We start from the raw sequence: 16312 nt of genomic DNA on the forward strand, positions 1-16312 counted from the left end.
CACCATGCAAACCCGTGAAGACATCTTCAATACCCTGCGCGATGCCCTGGTCGAACTGTTCGAACTCGAACCCGAGCGCGTCACCCTGGACAGCAACCTGTACCAGGACCTGGAAATCGACAGCATCGATGCCGTGGACCTGATCGACCACATCAAGCGCCAGACCGGCAAGAAGATCGCCGCCGAGGAATTCAAATCGGTACGCACCGTCAATGACGTGGTCGAGGCCGTGTTCCGGCTGGTCCAGCCGGCCGCATGAGCCGACTGATCGGCCTGGGCCTGCTGCTGGCGGGCCTGCTGTACCCCTTCGCGGTGTATTTCGGCATGGAGCATTTCGCCCCCTGGCAGTTCGGGCTGTTGCTCGGCAGCCTGTGGCTGGCCCGTGCCTTGAGCCGCGAACGCAAGCCCGGCAGTTTGTGGATGGCGCTATGCGCCATCGCCTTCTGCTGCTTGCTGGGCTGGCTGAACAGCCCGGCGCTGCTGCGCTGGTATCCGGTGCTGATCAGCAGTTTCATGCTTGGGCTGTTCGGGCTGAGCCTGAAATTCGGCCCGCCGGTGGTCGAACGGCTGGCACGGCTGAGCGAGCCGGAACTGCCGCAAGTGGCGATTCGCTACACACGCCGGGTAACCCAGGCCTGGAGTCTGTTTTTTCTCTGTAACGGCCTGCTCGCCGCCGCCCTGACCCTCTGGGCACCGCTGAGCTGGTGGACGTTGTACAACGGCCTGATTGCCTACGGCTTGATGGGTCTGCTGTTTGCCATTGAATGGCTGATACGACAACACGTAAGAGGCCGAGCATGAATTGGATAAACCTTGAGCAACTGCTGCTCAAGTCGCACGCTGGGCGTGTCGTGACCATCGATCCACCATTGGACCACGCTCAGTTGTGCCAGCGCGTCCTGAGCCTGGCCGCAGGACTGCGCGCGCGGAACGTGCAATGCCTGGCGCTGCACCTGGAGGATGCCGCAGAACTGGCAATCGCCCTGCTCGCTGCCTGGCGTGCCGGCGTGGCCGTTCTGCTGCTGCCCGATCTGCAGGACCAGACCCGCCAACGCTGGGCGCAACAGGTCGACCTCTGGCTGACCGCCAGTGCCGACCTCGACGACCTGCCTGCCGCGCCCCTGGCCCCGGCGGCGCTCGATCTCGAACAATGCCGCCTGAGCCTGTGCACTTCCGGCTCCAGCGGCGAGCCCAAGCTCATCGAAAAGAGCCTGCGCCAGTTGGCCAACGAAGTGCTCGCGCTGGAACAGTTGTGGGGCGCCGACCTCGGTCAGGCGTGCATCATCGGCAGCGTTGCAGCCCAGCATATCTATGGCCTGCTGTTCCGCGTGCTGTGGCCGCTGTGCGCCGGGCGTACCTTCGTACGCCGGCAACTGGCGTTCTCCGAAGACCTGCAGCGCAGCAGCCGGGAGCACCCGCAGTTCGCCTGGGTCGCGAGCCCGGCGCTGCTCAAGCGCATGGGTGACAACCTCGACTGGCCGGCGCTGAGCGCAGTACGTCGGGTGTTCTCCTCGGGCGGCGCACTGCCGGAAGAAGCCGCCAGCAGCCTGCAGCAGCGCTTGGGACAATGGCCGACGGAAATCCTCGGCAGCTCGGAAACCGGCGGTATCGCCTGGCGCCAGGGCGACCGGCTGTGGCGTCCGTTCGCCGAGGTGCAACTGACTCAGGATGCCGACGGCGCCTTGCAGGTCGCTTCGCCCTATCTGCCAGTTGGCCACGTCGAGCAAACCGCAGATGCGGCACGCTTCGAGGCCGATGGCCGCTTCGAACTGCTCGGCCGACTCGATCGCATCGTCAAGCTGGAAGAGAAACGCATTTCCCTGCCGATGCTCGAACAGGCCTTGCAGGAACATCCCTGGGTCGCCGAAGCGCGGCTGGGGGTGGTGCAGGAAAACCGCGCCTACCTCGGCGCCTTGCTGGTGCTTTCCGGCCAGGGCCTGCATACCCTGCGCAACCAGGGCCGACGCGCACTGACCGAAGCCCTGCGCCAACACCTGCTCAAGCACTGCGAAGCCATGGCCTTGCCACGGCGCTGGCGTTTGCTGCAGCAGTTGCCGTTCAACGCCCAGGGCAAGCTGCCACAGGCCGAGGTTCAGGCACTGTTGCAGGCCCCGCGGCCGAAAGCACCACAAGTGCTGGAACAACGCGAGACCGACGGCGAATGGCTGCTGCAACTGGCCGTCCCACCGGACCTGGCCTACTTCAGCGGACACTTCCCGGTCACGCCGGTGCTGCCTGGCGTGGTGCAGGTGGACTGGGCGCTTGAACTGGGCCGCGAGCGGCTTGAACTGCCGGAGAAATTCGCTGGTATGGAAGTGCTGAAGTTCCAGCAACTGGTCCGCCCGGGCGACCGGATTGAACTGAGCCTGCGCTTCGACCAGGAGCGCAGCAAACTCTATTTTGCCTTCCGCAACGGCGAGGCAGCCTGTTCCAGTGGACGCATCGTGCTGGAGCCCGCGCATGCATAAGCCCTGTGCGGTGATTCCGGTATACAACCACGAAACCGCCGTACCGGCAGTGGTCGAGGCATTGCAGGCGGCCGGTCTGCCCTGCGTGCTGGTGGACGATGCCAGCAGCCCGGCCTGCGCCGCGGTGCTGGAACAGTTGGCCGAAGGCGAGAACATCTTCCTGGTCAAGCTGCCGGTCAACCAGGGCAAGGGCGGTGCGGTCATGGCCGGCCTGCGCGAGGCTTCGCGGCGCGGCTTCAGCCATGCCCTGCAGGTGGACGCCGATGGTCAGCACGACCTGCAGGATGTGGCGACCTTCCTCGACGCCTCCCGTAGCCATCCCGAAGCCTTGATCTGCGGCTACCCGCAATACGATGAAAGCGTGCCCAAGGGCCGCCTCTACGCCCGCTACCTGACTCACGTGTGGGTGTGGATCAACAGCCTGTCGCTGCAGATCCCCGACTCCATGTGCGGTTTCCGGGTCTACCCGCTGCCACCGGTGCTGGCACTGATCGACAGCGCACGAATCGGCAAGCGCATGGACTTCGACCCGGAAATTCTCGTGCGCCTGTCCTGGCGCAACCAGCCCATGCGCTGGCTGCCGACCCGGGTGCATTATCCGCAGGACGGCTTGTCACACTTCCGCCTGTTCCACGACAACGCGTTGATTTCCGGCATGCACACCCGGCTGTTCTTCGGCATGTTGCTGCGCCTGCCAAGCATTCTCTGGCGACGGTGGCGAGCATGAGCGATTCGCACAAACACTGGGCCGACCATCAGGAGCGCGGCAGTTTCTGGCTGATGAAACTCACCGCCTTTGGCGTCCGCGTGCTCGGTCGGCGAGTGCTCAGCCCGGTGTTGCACGGCATCGTCCTGTACTTCTTCCTGTTCGGCCGCAGCGCCCGACAAAGCGCCTGGCAATATCAGCAGCGGCTGGCGGCATGGAGCGGGCAGGACGCCCTGCTGCCGACGCGGATGAAAGTCTTCCGTCAGTTCATGGCCTTCGCCGATGCCCTGCTGGACAAGCTCGACGTCTGGAACGGCAAGCTGAGCATCGACCAGATCAAGATCATCGACCCGGCCCTGCTGCGCGATCAACTGCGCGGCGAACGCGGGCAGATGCTGGTGGGCGCCCACCTGGGCAACCTGGAAGTCTGCCGCGCCCTGGCCGAGCTGGGCGAAAAGGTCACCATGAACGTGCTGGTGCACACCAAGCACGCCGAACGGTTCAATCGCCTGTTGGGCGAGGCCGGCGCGACCAACCTGCGACTGATTCAGGTCAGCGAGCTGGACCCGGCGATCATGCTGCAACTGAGCCAGCGCCTGGATCGTGGCGAATGGCTGGCGATCGCCGGCGACCGGGTGCCGCTGCATGGCGGGCGTAACGTACGGGTGGATTTCCTCGGCCACGCAGCGGCGTTCCCGCAAGGGCCCTGGTTGCTGGCCGGGCTGCTGAAATGCCCGGTCAACCTGCTGTTCTGCCTGAAGCTGCAAGGCCGCTACCACGTCACCCTCGAGCCCTTCACCGAAGCGGTGCAATGGAAGCGCGGCGACCGCGAGCAGGTCATCGCCCACTGGACCGCCCGCTATGCCGAACGCCTGGGCCAGTACTGCCTGCAAGCGCCCCAACAATGGTTCAACTTCTACCCTTTCTGGAAGACCGATGACGACGCATCCGCTTGAGCCGGTAACCTTCGGCGAACTCCCGCTGCGCATCGAAGACGTGCTGGCCCTGGCCAACCGTCAGGTGCCGACACAACTGCAAAACGACCCGGCCTATCGCCAGCGCATCGCCAAGGGCGCGCAGTTCCTTGATTCGCTGCTGGACAAGGAAGGCGTGATCTATGGCGTCACCACCGGCTACGGCGACTCCTGCGTGGTCGCGGTGCCGCTGCAGCATGTCGAGGCGCTGCCACGTCATCTCTACACCTTCCACGGTTGCGGCCTGGGCAAGCTGCTCGACCCGCAGGCCACCCGCGCCGTGCTCGCCGCCCGCTTGCAGTCGCTGTGCCACGGGGTTTCCGGGGTGCGCGTGGAACTGCTGGAGCGCCTGCAGGCGTTTCTCGACCAGGACATCCTGCCGCTGATTCCCGAAGAGGGCTCGGTGGGCGCCAGTGGCGACCTGACGCCGTTGTCCTACGTGGCCGCGACCTTGTCTGGCGAGCGCGAGGTGTTGTTCCGTGGCGAGCGCCGCCAGGCCAGCGACGTACACCGCGAACTGGGCTGGGACCCGCTGGTCCTGCGGCCCAAGGAAGCCCTGGCGCTGATGAATGGCACCGCGGTGATGACCGGCCTGGCCTGCCTGGCCTTCGCCCGCGCCGACTACCTGCTGCGCCTGGCGACCCGTATCACCGCGCTGAACGTCGTTGCCTTGCAGGGCAACCCGGAACACTTCGATGAGCGCCTGTTCGCCGCCAAGCCGCACCCGGGGCAGATGCAGGTCGCTGTCTGGCTCCGCCAGGACCTGGCTATCGATGCGCCGACGGCGCCACTGCATCGCCTGCAGGATCGCTACTCGTTGCGCTGCGCGCCGCATGTGCTCGGCGTGCTGGCCGACAGCCTGGGCTGGCTGCGCGGCTTCATCGAGACCGAGCTGAACAGCGCCAACGACAACCCGATCATCGACGCCGAGGAAGAGCGCGTCCTGCATGGCGGGCACTTCTACGGCGGGCATATCGCCTTCGCCATGGACAGCCTGAAAAACCTGGTAGCGAACGTCGCCGACCTGCTGGACCGCCAGCTCGCGCTGCTGGTGGACGTACGCTACAACCACGGCCTGCCCAGCAACCTGTCCGGTTCCAGCAGCGAGCGCGCCATGCTCAACCACGGCTTCAAGGCCGTGCAGATCGGTGCCAGCGCCTGGACCGCCGAGGCACTGAAAAACACCATGCCGGCGAGCGTGTTTTCCCGTTCAACCGAATGCCACAACCAGGATAAGGTCAGCATGGGCACTATCGCCGCCCGCGACGCAATCCGCGTGCTGGAGCTGACCGAGCAGGTCGCCGCCGCCACCCTGCTGGCCGCCAACCAGGGTGTCTGGTTGCGTAGCCGGGAAGCCGATGCCCGGACCTTGCCGCCGGCACTGGCTGTCATGCAGGAAGAACTGGCCCGGGACTTCCCACCCCTGATCGAGGATCGCGCCTTGGAAAGCGAACTGCGCCTGTGCCTGCAACGTATCGCTGAACAACACTGGAGGCTGCATGCGTAGCCGTGGCGTACTGCATGTCGATACGGAGATCCTCGTACCGTTCTTCGACGTCGACACCCTGCACGTGGTCTGGCATGGCCACTACGTGAAGTACCTGGAAGTGGCCCGTTGCGCGCTGCTGGACCATATCGGCCATAACTATGTGCAGATGCGTGAATCCGGCTATGCCTGGCCGGTGATCGACCTGCAGCTGCGTTATGTGCGCGGTGCGGTGTTCGGCCAGAGGATCAACGTCCGGGCCAACCTGGTGGAGTGGGAAAACCGCTTGAAGGTGAACTACCTGATCACCGACCTCGCCAGCGGCGAACGCCTGACCCGTGCCAGCACGGTGCAGGTCGCGGTGAACATCGCAAGCCACGAGATGCAGCTGGCTTCGCCAAAGGTCTTCGTCGACGCCGTCGAAAAGGTGCTTGCATGAATATCTTGAAACACGGTCTCTGTGGGAGCCGGCTTGCTGGCGATAGCGTCCGCAAGATCGCTGCAAGGCTCAAGGGCCTCATCGCCAGCAAGCCGGCTCCTACAGGGGGGCTGCGTGGCCTGCTGCTAGTGTTGTGCTTGGGCCTTTCGGGGAAGGCAGCGGCCTTCGACCTGCAACAGTTGAGCGAGCAGTTGGCCAAACCGTCAGTGATCCACGGCGGTTTCATCCAGGAAAAACACCTGCGGGCCCTGCCACAGCCGCTGACCAGCAAGGGTACTTTTGTCCTCGCCAAGGACCACGGCCTGCTCTGGCTGCTCAAGACCCCGCTGCAACAGGACTACCGCATCACCGCCAAGGGCATCGCCCGGCGCGACGCCAGCGGCTGGCAGATGGTCCCGAACAAGAGCGCCGGGGCCGAGCAGAACCGCCTGTTCATCGCCGTGCTGCAAGGCGACAGCAGTGGCCTGCAACGGGACTTCGAACTGCAACTGCAAGGCGAGGCCAACGACTGGAAGCTGACCCTGACGCCACGTTCGGTGCTGCTCAAGCAGATCTTCACCCGCATCAACATCGATGGCGGCGCGTTGGTACAACGCATCGAACTGCTCGAAACCCAGGGTGACAGCACCGTCCTGCGCATGCTGGACAGCACCGCGAACCAGCCCCTGAGTGATGCGGAGCAGCATGACTTTGCCGAGTGAACGCCTGCTGCCGCGCCTGTTCCTGATCCTGCTGCTGGCGGTGCTCGCCCTCGCGGGCTGGCAATGGCGGCATGGCGCGCCGCTGTCGGCGAACCTGATGGAACTGGTGCCGGGCTCATCGCCCGATGCCCTGGACCTCAAGGCAGAACAGCGCATGCAGGAACCGCTGAACCGGGAAATCCTGGTGCTGGTCGGTCAGGCCGATCGGCAGCAAGCCATCGCCATGGCCCGCCAGTTGGGTGAGCGCTGGCAGGCCAGCGGATTGTTCGAAAAGGTCCAGTGGGATCTGCAGGCCGACTTGCCCGCCCTGCGCCAACAACTGCTGCTGGGCCGCCTGGCGATGCTCTCGGCGAAAGATCGCCAACAGTTGATCGATGACCCGGCGGCGTACATCCAGCAGCGGGTACAAACGCTGTTCGATCCATTCGCCGGTTTCAGCCTGGTGCCGAGCCAGGACGACTGGCTCGGCCTCACCGGGCGCATCCAGAACAGCCAGCCGAAGCGCGGCGCGGTGCAACTGGACATCGGCAGCGGCGCCCTGGTGGCCGATGCCGACGGCAAGAGCTGGGTGCTGCTGCGCGCCCGCACCACCGGCAACGCCTTCGACATGAAGCTGCCGCTGCAAGTGGCCGAACTGCTCAAACAGAGCCGCGAGCAGGCGAGCCAGGCCCATGTACAACTGCTGGCCGCCAGCGGCCTGCTATACGCCGCCAACGGCCAGCAACAGGCCACCCGGGAAATCACCTGGGTCGGCGGTGGTGCCACCCTGGGCATTCTCCTGTTATTGCTGCTGGCATTCCGCCGCTGGCGCGCGTTGCTGGCATTCGTGCCGGTACTGGTCGGCATGCTGTTCGGCGCCGTGGCCTGCGTGGCGTTCTTCGGCCATATGCACGTGATGACGCTGGTGCTCGGTTCCAGCCTGATCGGTGTGGCGGTGGATTACCCGCTGCACTACCTGTCCAAGAGCTGGAGCCTCAAACCCTGGCACAGTTGGCCAGCCCTGCGTCTGACCTTGTCCGGTCTCAGCCTGAGCCTGGCCACCAGTTGCATCGGTTACCTGGCGCTGGCCTGGACGCCGTTCCCGGCGCTGACCCAGATCGCCGTGTTCTCCGCCGCCGGCCTGCTCGGCGCCTACCTGAGCGCCGTATGCCTGTTGCCAGCGCTGCTCAAGGGCGCCGATCTGCGCCCGGCCCAATGGCCGCTCAAGGTCTGCGAAGCGTTGCTGGCACTGCGCGAAAAACTGCTGCAAAAGATCGCCAGCCCGTTGCTGCTGGGCCTGTTGATGCTGTTCTGCGCCGGGGGCCTGTGGCAACTGAATAGCAAGAACGATATCCGCCAGTGGGTCGGCGCGCCGCCGCAGTTGCAGGCCGAGGCCCAGGCAATTGCACGGATCACCGGCTATCAGCCGACCAGCCAGTTTTTCCTGGTTCGCGCCGCCGACCAGCAGCAGTTGCTGGAGCGCCAAAGCGCACTGGGCAGCCGCCTCGAACAACTGGTGAACCTGAACAAGCTGCAAGGTTTCCTGTCGCTGAACCAACTGGTCAGCCTGCCCAGCGAACAACAGCGCCTGCGTGATTCGCTCCAGCAACTGCCGCACTACTGGCAACCGCTGCTCGACCTCGGCGTACCGCTGGCGGCCTTGCAAAAGGAGTTGGCCGAACTCCAGGCCCTGCCGATCGAAGATATCGACAGCGCCCTCGCCGGCCCCCTGGGTGAAGCGTGGCGCGGGCTCTGGCTCGGCCCCTCCGCTGACGGCGTCGCCGGTATGGTCAGCCTCCAGGGCCTGAACAATGCAGAGTTGCTGCGCGTCCAGGCAATGGACCTGCCAGGCGTGCAACTGGTGGATCGTCTCGGCGACCTGAACAAGGTGTTCGCCGCCACGCAGATCAGCGCGGCGGAACTGAAGCTCGCCTCCTGCGTGCTGATCGTCCTGTTGCTGATCCTGCCGTTCGGCCTTGGCGGGGCCTTGCGCATCGTCGCCCTGCCACTGCTGGCGGCATTGTGCAGCCTGGCCAGCCTTGGCTGGCTGGGCCAACCGCTGACCCTGTTCAGCCTGTTCGGGCTGTTGCTGGTCACAGCCATCAGCGTCGACTACGCGATCCTGATGCGTGAACGGATCGGCGGCGCCGCCGTCAGTCTGCTTGGCACCCTGCTGGCCGCACTGACCACCTGGCTGTCGTTCGGTCTGCTGGCAATTTCCAGCACACCGGCGGTGAGCAATTTCGGTCTGTCGGTCAGCCTCGGCCTGGCCTTCAGTTTCCTCCTCGCACCTTGGGCCGCAGACCAATCCCAGGCATCCAGGGACAAGGAGCCCGTATCATGATGGTCCTGCTGTTCTGGGCCATGGTACTGGTCGCTTTCGCCGTGGCGACCCGTATCGGCCGACAGTTCGGCCTGGTGCCGATCGTCAGCCAGTTGCTGCTGGCGACCTTCGGTCTGCCGCTGCTGATGCTGTTCTGGATCGAACCGCACTGGCAATTGAGCGGCGCCGCACTGATCGCACCCGAATGGCTGAAGACGCTCTATGGTTTCGCTTTCGCGCTGGTGCTGGGGAATATCCTCAGCGACGTGATCGAACTGAAGATGGATCGCGAAAGCCTGAAGATCGCCCTGCCGAGCTTCTGCATTCCATTCGTCTGCGGGTTGGCCTGCGCCGCCTGGGTGCTGCCGGAACAGCACTGGCTGAACGCCCTGGCCATCGGACTGGTATTCGCCATCACCGCGATCCCGGTGCTGTACCTCTACCTCAAGCATATCGGTTATCCACTCGCCGCCACCCGGCGCCTGGTACAGACCGCGATCCTGATCGACCTGGCCTGCTGGACCGTGTTCGGCCTGGCCCAGGGCAGCCTGCACCTGAGCAGCCTGGTGCTGCCATTGTCTGGAGCGTTACTGCCCCTGCTCTTTTATGCCTGCCGGATACGCCGACCACTGGCTTATAGCCTGAGCTTCTTCGGCCTGCTGGTGGTAGCCGAGCACTACAAGCTCAACGCGCTGATCTTCGGTATCGGCTACCTGTCCTGCATGGCCTGGCTCAAGGTAGCGCTGGTGCCGCCGTTAAAAACCGCGTGGATGAACCGTCTGCAGACCGGCCTGGCGATTCCCTTGATCCTCACCTTCGGCATCGTGCAGATCAACGTGAACAGCGCCCTGAGCAGCCTGAGCCTGGTGCAGTTCATCGCGCTGCTGGTGATACCGGTCGCCAGCAAGCTGCTGGGCAACTGGCTGGGCCTGGGTTGGGCCGGCCGCTCGTTCCCCGGCGCCAGCCGCTGGAAGGAAAGCCTGCTGCTCAACATTCGTGGTTTGAGCGAAATCGTCTTCCTCAACCTGCTGCTGCAACAACAGTTGATCAGCCCGGCGCTGTACTTCGCGCTGATGCTGATGGGCCTGCTCGCCACCCTGCTGCCGGCGTTGGCGGGCCTGCATCGAATCCCTTTGAATAGCGCCGAGACCGGCAAGGAGCCCGTGTGCCAATGACTGAAATGGAACGCCGTGAAGTACTGGTGATAGGCGCCGGTCCTTCCGGTGCGATTGCCGCCGCCCTGCTCAAGCGCAAGGGCCATGACGTGCTGATCGTCGAGCGCCAGCACTTCCCGCGTTTTTCCATCGGTGAAAGTCTGCTGTCCCACTGCCTGGATTTCGTCGAGGAAGCCGGGATGCTCGACGCCGTCAACGCCGCGGGCTTCCAGTTGAAAAACGGTGCGGCCTTCGCCTGGGGCGAGCGCTACAGCGCCTTCGACTTCGGCAAGACCTTCAGCAATGGCAAGCCCACCACCTTCCAGGTCCAGCGTGCCGAGTTCGACAAGCTGCTGGCCGACCAGGCCGCCCTGCAAGGCGTGGAAATCCGTTACGGCGAGGAAATCGTCGCCGCCGATTTCGCACGCTCGCAGCCGCAGTTGCAGGTCCGTCGCGAAGACGGCAGCGAGTACCCGCTCCAAGCCCGCTTCGTCCTCGACGCCAGCGGCTACGGCCGCGTGCTACCGCGCCTGCTGGACCTGGAGGCACCGTCGGGTTTCCCGGTGCGCCAGGCGGTGTTCACCCACATCGAGGATCGTATTGACCACCCTGCTTTCGATCGCGAAAAGATCCTTATCACCACCCATCCGGAAAACCGCGACATCTGGTTCTGGACCATCCCGTTCAGCAATGGCCGCTGTTCCCTCGGCGTGGTCGCCGACGCCAGCCATTTCGCCGGGCGCAGTGAGGACCTGGATGTCTGCCTGAAGGATTTCGTTGCCGAAACCCCGAGCCTGCAAAACGTCCTGGCAAACGCCGTGTGGGACACCCCGGCCCGAGCCATCGGTGGCTACTCGGCCAACGTCAAAAGTCTGCACGGTCCAGGTTACGCCCTGCTCGGTAACGCAGCGGAGTTCCTCGACCCGGTGTTCTCCTCCGGCGTGACCATCGCCATGCGTTCGGCCAGTATGGCCGCAGGCCTGCTGCACCGGCAGTTGCAGGGTGAAAGCGTCGACTGGCAGAGCCAGTTCGCCGAACCGCTGAAGCGTGGTGTCGACACCTTCCGCTGCTACGTCGAAGGCTGGTACGCCGGGACCTTCCAGGATGTGATCTACCATCCCGGCAGTTCACAAGATATCCGCGCCATGATCAGCTCGATCCTCGCCGGCTATGCCTGGGACGAGCGCAACCCCTTTGTCAGTGAGCCCAAGCGTCGCCTGCGAATGCTCTCGGAAATCTGTGCGAGCACACCGCAATGAGCAATCAATACCTGAGCGATACGTACGTCGAAGAAACCCGCTTCGGCCTCTGGTTCCTGCGCAGCCATGCCTGGCAACACCACGTGCTACGTGTGGCGGTCAACGATCTGCGCCGCCTGTTCAGCACAGAGTTGCCGAAAAACCCGGTGCTGCTCGATGCCGGCTGCGGCCAGGGAAAATCCTTCCAGTACCTGCAGCAGGTGTTCGCGCCAGAGCGACTGATCGGCCTCGATGCCGACCCGCACAGCCTGGAACTGGCCGCCGAAGAAGCGCAGCGGCGCCATATCGATATAGAACTGATCGGTAGCGATTGCGCGACCCTGGACGTCGCCTCCGAGAGTGTCGATCTCCTGTTCTGTCACCAGACCTTCCATCACCTGGTCCAGCAAGACCGGGCCCTGGCCGAGTTCTACCGGGTGCTCAAGCCCGGCGGCTACCTGCTGTTCGCCGAATCCACCGAGGCCTATATCGACACCTGGGTGATCCGCTGGCTGTTCCGCCACCCGATGCACGTACAGAAAAGCGCCGGGCAGTACCTGGAGATGATTCGCGACCAGGGCTTCGAGTTCGAAGCACAGAATGTCTCCTATCCCTACCTGTGGTGGAGCCGCGCCAAGGACTTCGGCCTGCTTGAACGCCTGCGCCTGAAAAACCCGCCGCCAGTCGGCCAGCGGGAAGAGACCCTGATCAACGTGGTCGCCCGCAAACCCCTGGCAGGTCACAGCGAATGATACGAGCACTGTTGCTGGGCTGCTTCCTGCTGCTGGGCGCCTGCGCCAGCCGCCTGCCGCTGCCCGTGCACACCCCGACCCTGGCCCTGCCCCTGCAATTGCTGGTCGAGCGCGAGCAAGATGGCGTACGCCAGGACTGGCTGCTGGTGATCCAGCGCGAAGCCGATGGCTTGCGCTGGTCGTTGATGGACCCGTTGGGCATCCCGCTGGCACGCCAGCTTCTGCAAAACGGCGATTGGCGTGCCGACGGCCTGCTGCCCCCCAACCCACAGGCCCGCGAACTGTTCGCCGCCCTGCTCTTCGCATTGACGCCGCAGGCCGAGTTGGCGGGCAACTACCCCACGGCACATCAGCAAGCCGGGCAACGGGAACTGGGCGAACAGTGGCACGTCAGCTATCGCCAGCCGCTGTTTTTCCGTCTCGACCTGCCGCAAGGCCTGCATTACAACATCAGCCCGTTGAACGAGAGCGCGCCATGACCGCCTACCTGAACGCCCTCGGACTGGTCTGCGCCCTGGGTCGCGACAAGCAGGAAGTCGCGCGCAAGCTGTTCGCCGGCGACTGCTCGGGCGTTCGCGCCGAAGCCGGATGGGTCCCGGAACGGGCGCTGCCGGTCGCGGCGGTACGCGGAGAACTGGTGGCCTTGCCAGACGAACTGAGCACCCAGCACAGCCGCAACAACCAGTTGCTGATGGAAGCGACCCTGCAGATCGCCGAGCCGATCCGGCAGGCCATCGACACCTATGGTCGCCAACGCATCGGCATCGTCCTGGGTACCAGCACCTCGGGCATCGACGAAGCCAGTCGTGGTATCGCCGCTTATCTGCGCGACCAGCAGTTCCCCGCCGAGTACGACTATCGGCAACAGGAACTCGGAGCCCCGGCCAGCTTCCTGGCCGACTGGCTACAACTGGATGGCCCGGCCTACGTGATTTCCACCGCCTGCACCTCCAGCGCCCGCGCCCTGATGAGCGCCCAGCGCCTGCTCGACCTGGGCCTGTGCGATGCGGTGTTGTGCGGTGGGGTCGACAGCCTGTGCAAACTGACCCTCAACGGCTTCAGCTCACTGGAAGCGGTCTCCGAACAACGCTGCAACCCGTTCTCGGTGAACCGCAACGGCATCAACATCGGCGAGGCTGCCGTGCTGTTCCTGATGACACGCAAGGCCGGTGATGCACAGCCGATCGCCTTGCTCGGCTCCGGCGCCAGTTGCGATGCCTACCATATTTCCGCACCGGAGCCCGGCGGCAAGGGTGCCACCCAGGCCATGAGCAAGGCCCTGCGCCAGGCGGGTCTGCAACCTGCGCAGATTGACTATCTGAACCTGCACGGCACTGCGACCCAGCACAACGATGCCATGGAGAGCGTGGCAGTGGCGGGCCTGTTCCCGGCCCATCTGCCCTGCTCCTCGACCAAGCCCATGACCGGCCATACCCTCGGCGCTGCCGGGGCGCTGGAGGCGGCGTTCTGCTGGTTGAGCCTGAGCGCCGAAAACCCCCATGGCAACCTGCCGCCGCACCTTTGGGACGGCCAGCCCGACCCGGCGTTGCCGGCGCTGCACTGGGCCGGGCCGGATGACCGGCTCGCCCCCAAGCCCCCACGTCGCCTGATGAGCAATTCGTTTGCCTTCGGCGGCAACAACGTCAGCCTGATTATCGGAGACGCCCCATGATCGATTGGCCGCTCGCCGAATTGCTCCCCCACGCGGGTGACATGATACTGATCGATCAGGTCCTGTCCTTCGATGAAGAGCAGATCCAGACCCGTCTCACCGTACGTCCCGGCGGCCTGTTCAACCGCGAAGACGGCAGCCTGCCAGCCTGGCTCGGCATCGAGCTGATGGCCCAGAGCGTGGCCGCCTACGCCGGCTGCCGCGCCCGCAACGAAGGCCGGCCGGTGGAGCTGGGGTTCCTGCTCGGTACCCGCAAGTTCGAATGCAACGTCGAACATTTTGCGCAAGGCACCGAGCTGACCATCCACGCCAAACGCTCCCTGGAAGACGACAACGGCATGGGGGTATTCGAATGCCACCTGAGCGGTCCGTCGATCCAGGCCTCGGCTCGCCTGAACGTGTTCCGTCCGCCCCAGGCCGCCGCTTATCTCAACGAATCACAGGAATCCAGCCATGACTGAATCCATTCTGGTTACCGGCTCCAGCCGTGGCATCGGCCGTGCTATCGCCCTGCGCCTGGCCCAGGCCGGGTATGACCTGGTACTGCACTGTCGCAGTGGCCGGGCCGAAGCCGACGCGGTGCAAACCGAGATCCAGGCACTGGGCCGCAACGCCCGGGTGCTGCAATTCGACGTGTCCGAGCGGGAAGCCTGCCGGACGATTCTCGAAGCCGACGTCGAGACCCACGGTGCCTACTACGGTGTGGTGCTCAACGCCGGGCTGACCCGCGACGGTGCCTTCCCGGCCCTCTCGGACGACGACTGGGACCAGGTGCTGCGCACCAACCTCGATGGTTTCTACAATGTGTTGCATCCGCTGATGATGCCGATGATCCGCCGCCGCGCGCCGGGGCGAGTGGTGTGCATCACCTCGGTATCCGGGCTGATCGGTAACCGTGGCCAGGTCAACTACAGCGCCTCGAAGGCCGGCCTGATCGGCGCGGCCAAGGCCCTGGCGATCGAGCTGGGCAAGCGCAAGATCACCGTCAACTGCGTGGCCCCGGGGCTGATCGACACGGCCATGCTCGACGAAAACGTCCCGGTGGAAGAACTGCTGAAAATGATCCCCGCACAGCGCATGGGCACCCCGGAAGAAGTCGCCGGTGCGGTGAACTTTCTGATGTCCGCCGAAGCGGCCTATATCACCCGGCAGGTTCTGGCCGTCAACGGAGGCCTGTGCTGATGAAGCGCGTCGTCGTCACCGGCATGGCCGGCATCACCTCGCTGGGCAGCGACTGGAACAGTATCGAAGCCAACTTCCGCGCCAACCGCAGCGGCATCCGGCGCATGGACGAATGGAACCGTTTCACCGAGCTGAACACCCGTCTGGCCGGCCCCATCGATGACTATGTGGTGCCCGCCCACTGGACCCGCAAGCAACTGCGCAGCATGGGCCGGGTCTCGCGGTTTTCCGTTGGCGCTGCCGAAATGGCCCTGGCCGACGCCGGCCTGCTGGGTAACGAAATCATCCGCGACGGGCGCATGGGCGTGGCCTGTGGTTCGTCCACCGGCAGCACCGACGAGATCAAGGCTTTCGGCATGATGCTGATCAACTCGGTGGCCGAGGGGCTGAATGCCAACTCCTACGTGCGCATGATGCCCCACACCACCGCGGCCAACATCAGCATCTTCTTCGGCCTGACCGGGCGCCTGATCCCCACCTCCAGCGCCTGCACCAGCGGCAGCCAGGGCATCGGCTATGCCTACGAGGCAATCAAGTTCGGTCGCTTGCCGATGATGCTGGCCGGCGGCGCGGAAGAACTGTGCCCCACCGAAGCCATGGTGTTCGATGCGCTCTACGCCACCAGCCTGAAAAACGATGCCCCGCACACCAGCCCACGCCCCTACGACAGTGGCCGCGATGGTCTGGTGATCGGCGAAGGCGCCGGCATGCTGGTGCTTGAGGAGCTTGAACACGCTCTGGCCCGTGGCGCGCATATCCACGCGGAAATTGTCGGTTTCGGCAGCAATGCCGATGGCCAGCATGCGACCCGCCCGGAACAGACGACCATGCGCCGAGCCATGGAACTGGCACTCGAGGACGCGGGCCTGGCGCCCGAGGCCATCGGCTATGTGAATGGCCACGGCACCGCCACCGAACAAGGCGACATCGCCGAAACCCTGGCGACCCAAAGCCTGTTCGGCAGCCGCATGCCGATCAGTTCGCAGAAGAGTTTCTTCGGCCACACCCTGGGCGCCTGTGGCGCGCTGGAGTCCTGGTTCAGCATCGAGATGATGAACCGCGACCGCTACGTGCCAACCCTCAACCTCGACCAGATCGACCCGCAATGCGCGGATCTGGACTACCTGCGCGGCGAATTCCGGCAGATGAGCAACGAGTATGTGATGAACAACAACTTCGCCTTCGGTGGTGTGAACACCTCGCTGGTGTTCCGTCGCTGGTCCTGATTTGCCCTACTG

General features: G+C 64.7%; 17 protein-coding genes. All 17 read left to right on the plus strand.

The genetic code is table 11. From position 1 onward, the window contains the following. Window positions 1–4 precede the first annotated feature (4 nt). Genes BLU37_RS05000 through BLU37_RS05080 form a run of 17 tightly spaced genes read left to right on the plus strand, consistent with a single transcriptional unit; the run spans window position 5 to window position 16300 of the window. Entirely contained in the window at window positions 5–259 is a 255-nt protein-coding gene (locus tag BLU37_RS05000; protein WP_010453727.1) for an acyl carrier protein, read from the plus strand. After that, window positions 256–801 (plus strand): COG4648 family protein, encoded by a 546-nt coding sequence (locus BLU37_RS05005; RefSeq protein WP_090202801.1) that lies wholly within the window; start codon window positions 256–258, stop codon window positions 799–801. The genes BLU37_RS05000 and BLU37_RS05005 overlap by 4 nt, the downstream gene beginning before the upstream one ends. Next, a complete protein-coding gene (locus BLU37_RS05010; protein WP_090202804.1) occupies window positions 798–2468 on the plus strand; it encodes an AMP-binding protein in 1671 nt (556 codons plus the stop codon). The genes BLU37_RS05005 and BLU37_RS05010 overlap by 4 nt, the downstream gene beginning before the upstream one ends. Then, the gene (locus tag BLU37_RS05015) at window positions 2461–3195 is read left to right on the plus strand and encodes a glycosyltransferase family 2 protein (protein ID WP_090202807.1); all 735 of its coding nucleotides are present in this window, start codon (window positions 2461–2463) and stop codon (window positions 3193–3195) included. The genes BLU37_RS05010 and BLU37_RS05015 overlap by 8 nt, the downstream gene beginning before the upstream one ends. Further along, complete coding sequence (locus tag BLU37_RS05020) at window positions 3192–4130, plus strand: LpxL/LpxP family acyltransferase (protein ID WP_010453719.1); 939 nt, start codon at window positions 3192–3194, stop codon at window positions 4128–4130. The genes BLU37_RS05015 and BLU37_RS05020 overlap by 4 nt, the downstream gene beginning before the upstream one ends. Next, the gene (locus BLU37_RS05025; protein ID WP_090202811.1) at window positions 4111–5655 is read left to right on the plus strand and encodes an HAL/PAL/TAL family ammonia-lyase; all 1545 of its coding nucleotides are present in this window, start codon (window positions 4111–4113) and stop codon (window positions 5653–5655) included. Before BLU37_RS05020 ends, BLU37_RS05025 begins: the two co-directional genes overlap by 20 nt. Then, window positions 5648–6073 carry an acyl-CoA thioesterase gene (locus BLU37_RS05030; protein WP_010453716.1) on the plus strand — a complete coding sequence of 142 codons (426 nt, stop codon included), beginning with the start codon at window positions 5648–5650 and terminating at the stop codon, window positions 6071–6073. The genes BLU37_RS05025 and BLU37_RS05030 overlap by 8 nt, the downstream gene beginning before the upstream one ends. Then, window positions 6070–6774 (plus strand): outer membrane lipoprotein carrier protein LolA, encoded by a 705-nt coding sequence (locus BLU37_RS05035; RefSeq protein WP_090202814.1) that lies wholly within the window; start codon window positions 6070–6072, stop codon window positions 6772–6774. Before BLU37_RS05030 ends, BLU37_RS05035 begins: the two co-directional genes overlap by 4 nt. Beyond that, window positions 6758–9097, plus strand: coding sequence for an MMPL family transporter (locus BLU37_RS05040; protein WP_090202816.1), 2340 nt, complete (start codon window positions 6758–6760; stop codon window positions 9095–9097). Before BLU37_RS05035 ends, BLU37_RS05040 begins: the two co-directional genes overlap by 17 nt. Then, complete coding sequence (locus BLU37_RS05045; protein WP_090202819.1) at window positions 9094–10251, plus strand: cation:proton antiporter; 1158 nt, start codon at window positions 9094–9096, stop codon at window positions 10249–10251. Before BLU37_RS05040 ends, BLU37_RS05045 begins: the two co-directional genes overlap by 4 nt. After that, on the plus strand, window positions 10242–11489 hold the full coding sequence (locus BLU37_RS05050; RefSeq protein ID WP_172833002.1) for an NAD(P)/FAD-dependent oxidoreductase: 1248 nt from the start codon (window positions 10242–10244) through the stop codon (window positions 11487–11489). The genes BLU37_RS05045 and BLU37_RS05050 overlap by 10 nt, the downstream gene beginning before the upstream one ends. Then, window positions 11486–12220 (plus strand): class I SAM-dependent methyltransferase, encoded by a 735-nt coding sequence (locus BLU37_RS05055; protein ID WP_090202825.1) that lies wholly within the window; start codon window positions 11486–11488, stop codon window positions 12218–12220. Before BLU37_RS05050 ends, BLU37_RS05055 begins: the two co-directional genes overlap by 4 nt. Next, the gene (locus BLU37_RS05060; RefSeq protein WP_090202828.1) at window positions 12217–12699 is read left to right on the plus strand and encodes a hypothetical protein; all 483 of its coding nucleotides are present in this window, start codon (window positions 12217–12219) and stop codon (window positions 12697–12699) included. The genes BLU37_RS05055 and BLU37_RS05060 overlap by 4 nt, the downstream gene beginning before the upstream one ends. Then, window positions 12696–13892 carry a beta-ketoacyl-[acyl-carrier-protein] synthase family protein gene (locus BLU37_RS05065; protein ID WP_090202830.1) on the plus strand — a complete coding sequence of 399 codons (1197 nt, stop codon included), beginning with the start codon at window positions 12696–12698 and terminating at the stop codon, window positions 13890–13892. Before BLU37_RS05060 ends, BLU37_RS05065 begins: the two co-directional genes overlap by 4 nt. Beyond that, window positions 13889–14353: an ApeP family dehydratase gene (locus BLU37_RS05070; protein WP_010453699.1), complete on the plus strand. Its 465-nt coding sequence runs from the start codon at window positions 13889–13891 to the stop codon at window positions 14351–14353. Before BLU37_RS05065 ends, BLU37_RS05070 begins: the two co-directional genes overlap by 4 nt. Further along, the gene (gene fabG, locus BLU37_RS05075) at window positions 14346–15074 is read left to right on the plus strand and encodes a 3-oxoacyl-ACP reductase FabG (protein ID WP_090202833.1); all 729 of its coding nucleotides are present in this window, start codon (window positions 14346–14348) and stop codon (window positions 15072–15074) included. The genes BLU37_RS05070 and fabG overlap by 8 nt, the downstream gene beginning before the upstream one ends. Further along, a complete protein-coding gene (locus tag BLU37_RS05080) occupies window positions 15074–16300 on the plus strand; it encodes a beta-ketoacyl-ACP synthase (protein WP_090202836.1) in 1227 nt (408 codons plus the stop codon). The genes fabG and BLU37_RS05080 overlap by 1 nt, the downstream gene beginning before the upstream one ends. Window positions 16301–16312: the final 12 nt, after the last annotated feature.

The organism is Pseudomonas asplenii (assembly GCF_900105475.1).
In the GTDB taxonomy this organism is placed as follows: domain Bacteria; phylum Pseudomonadota; class Gammaproteobacteria; order Pseudomonadales; family Pseudomonadaceae; genus Aquipseudomonas; species Aquipseudomonas asplenii.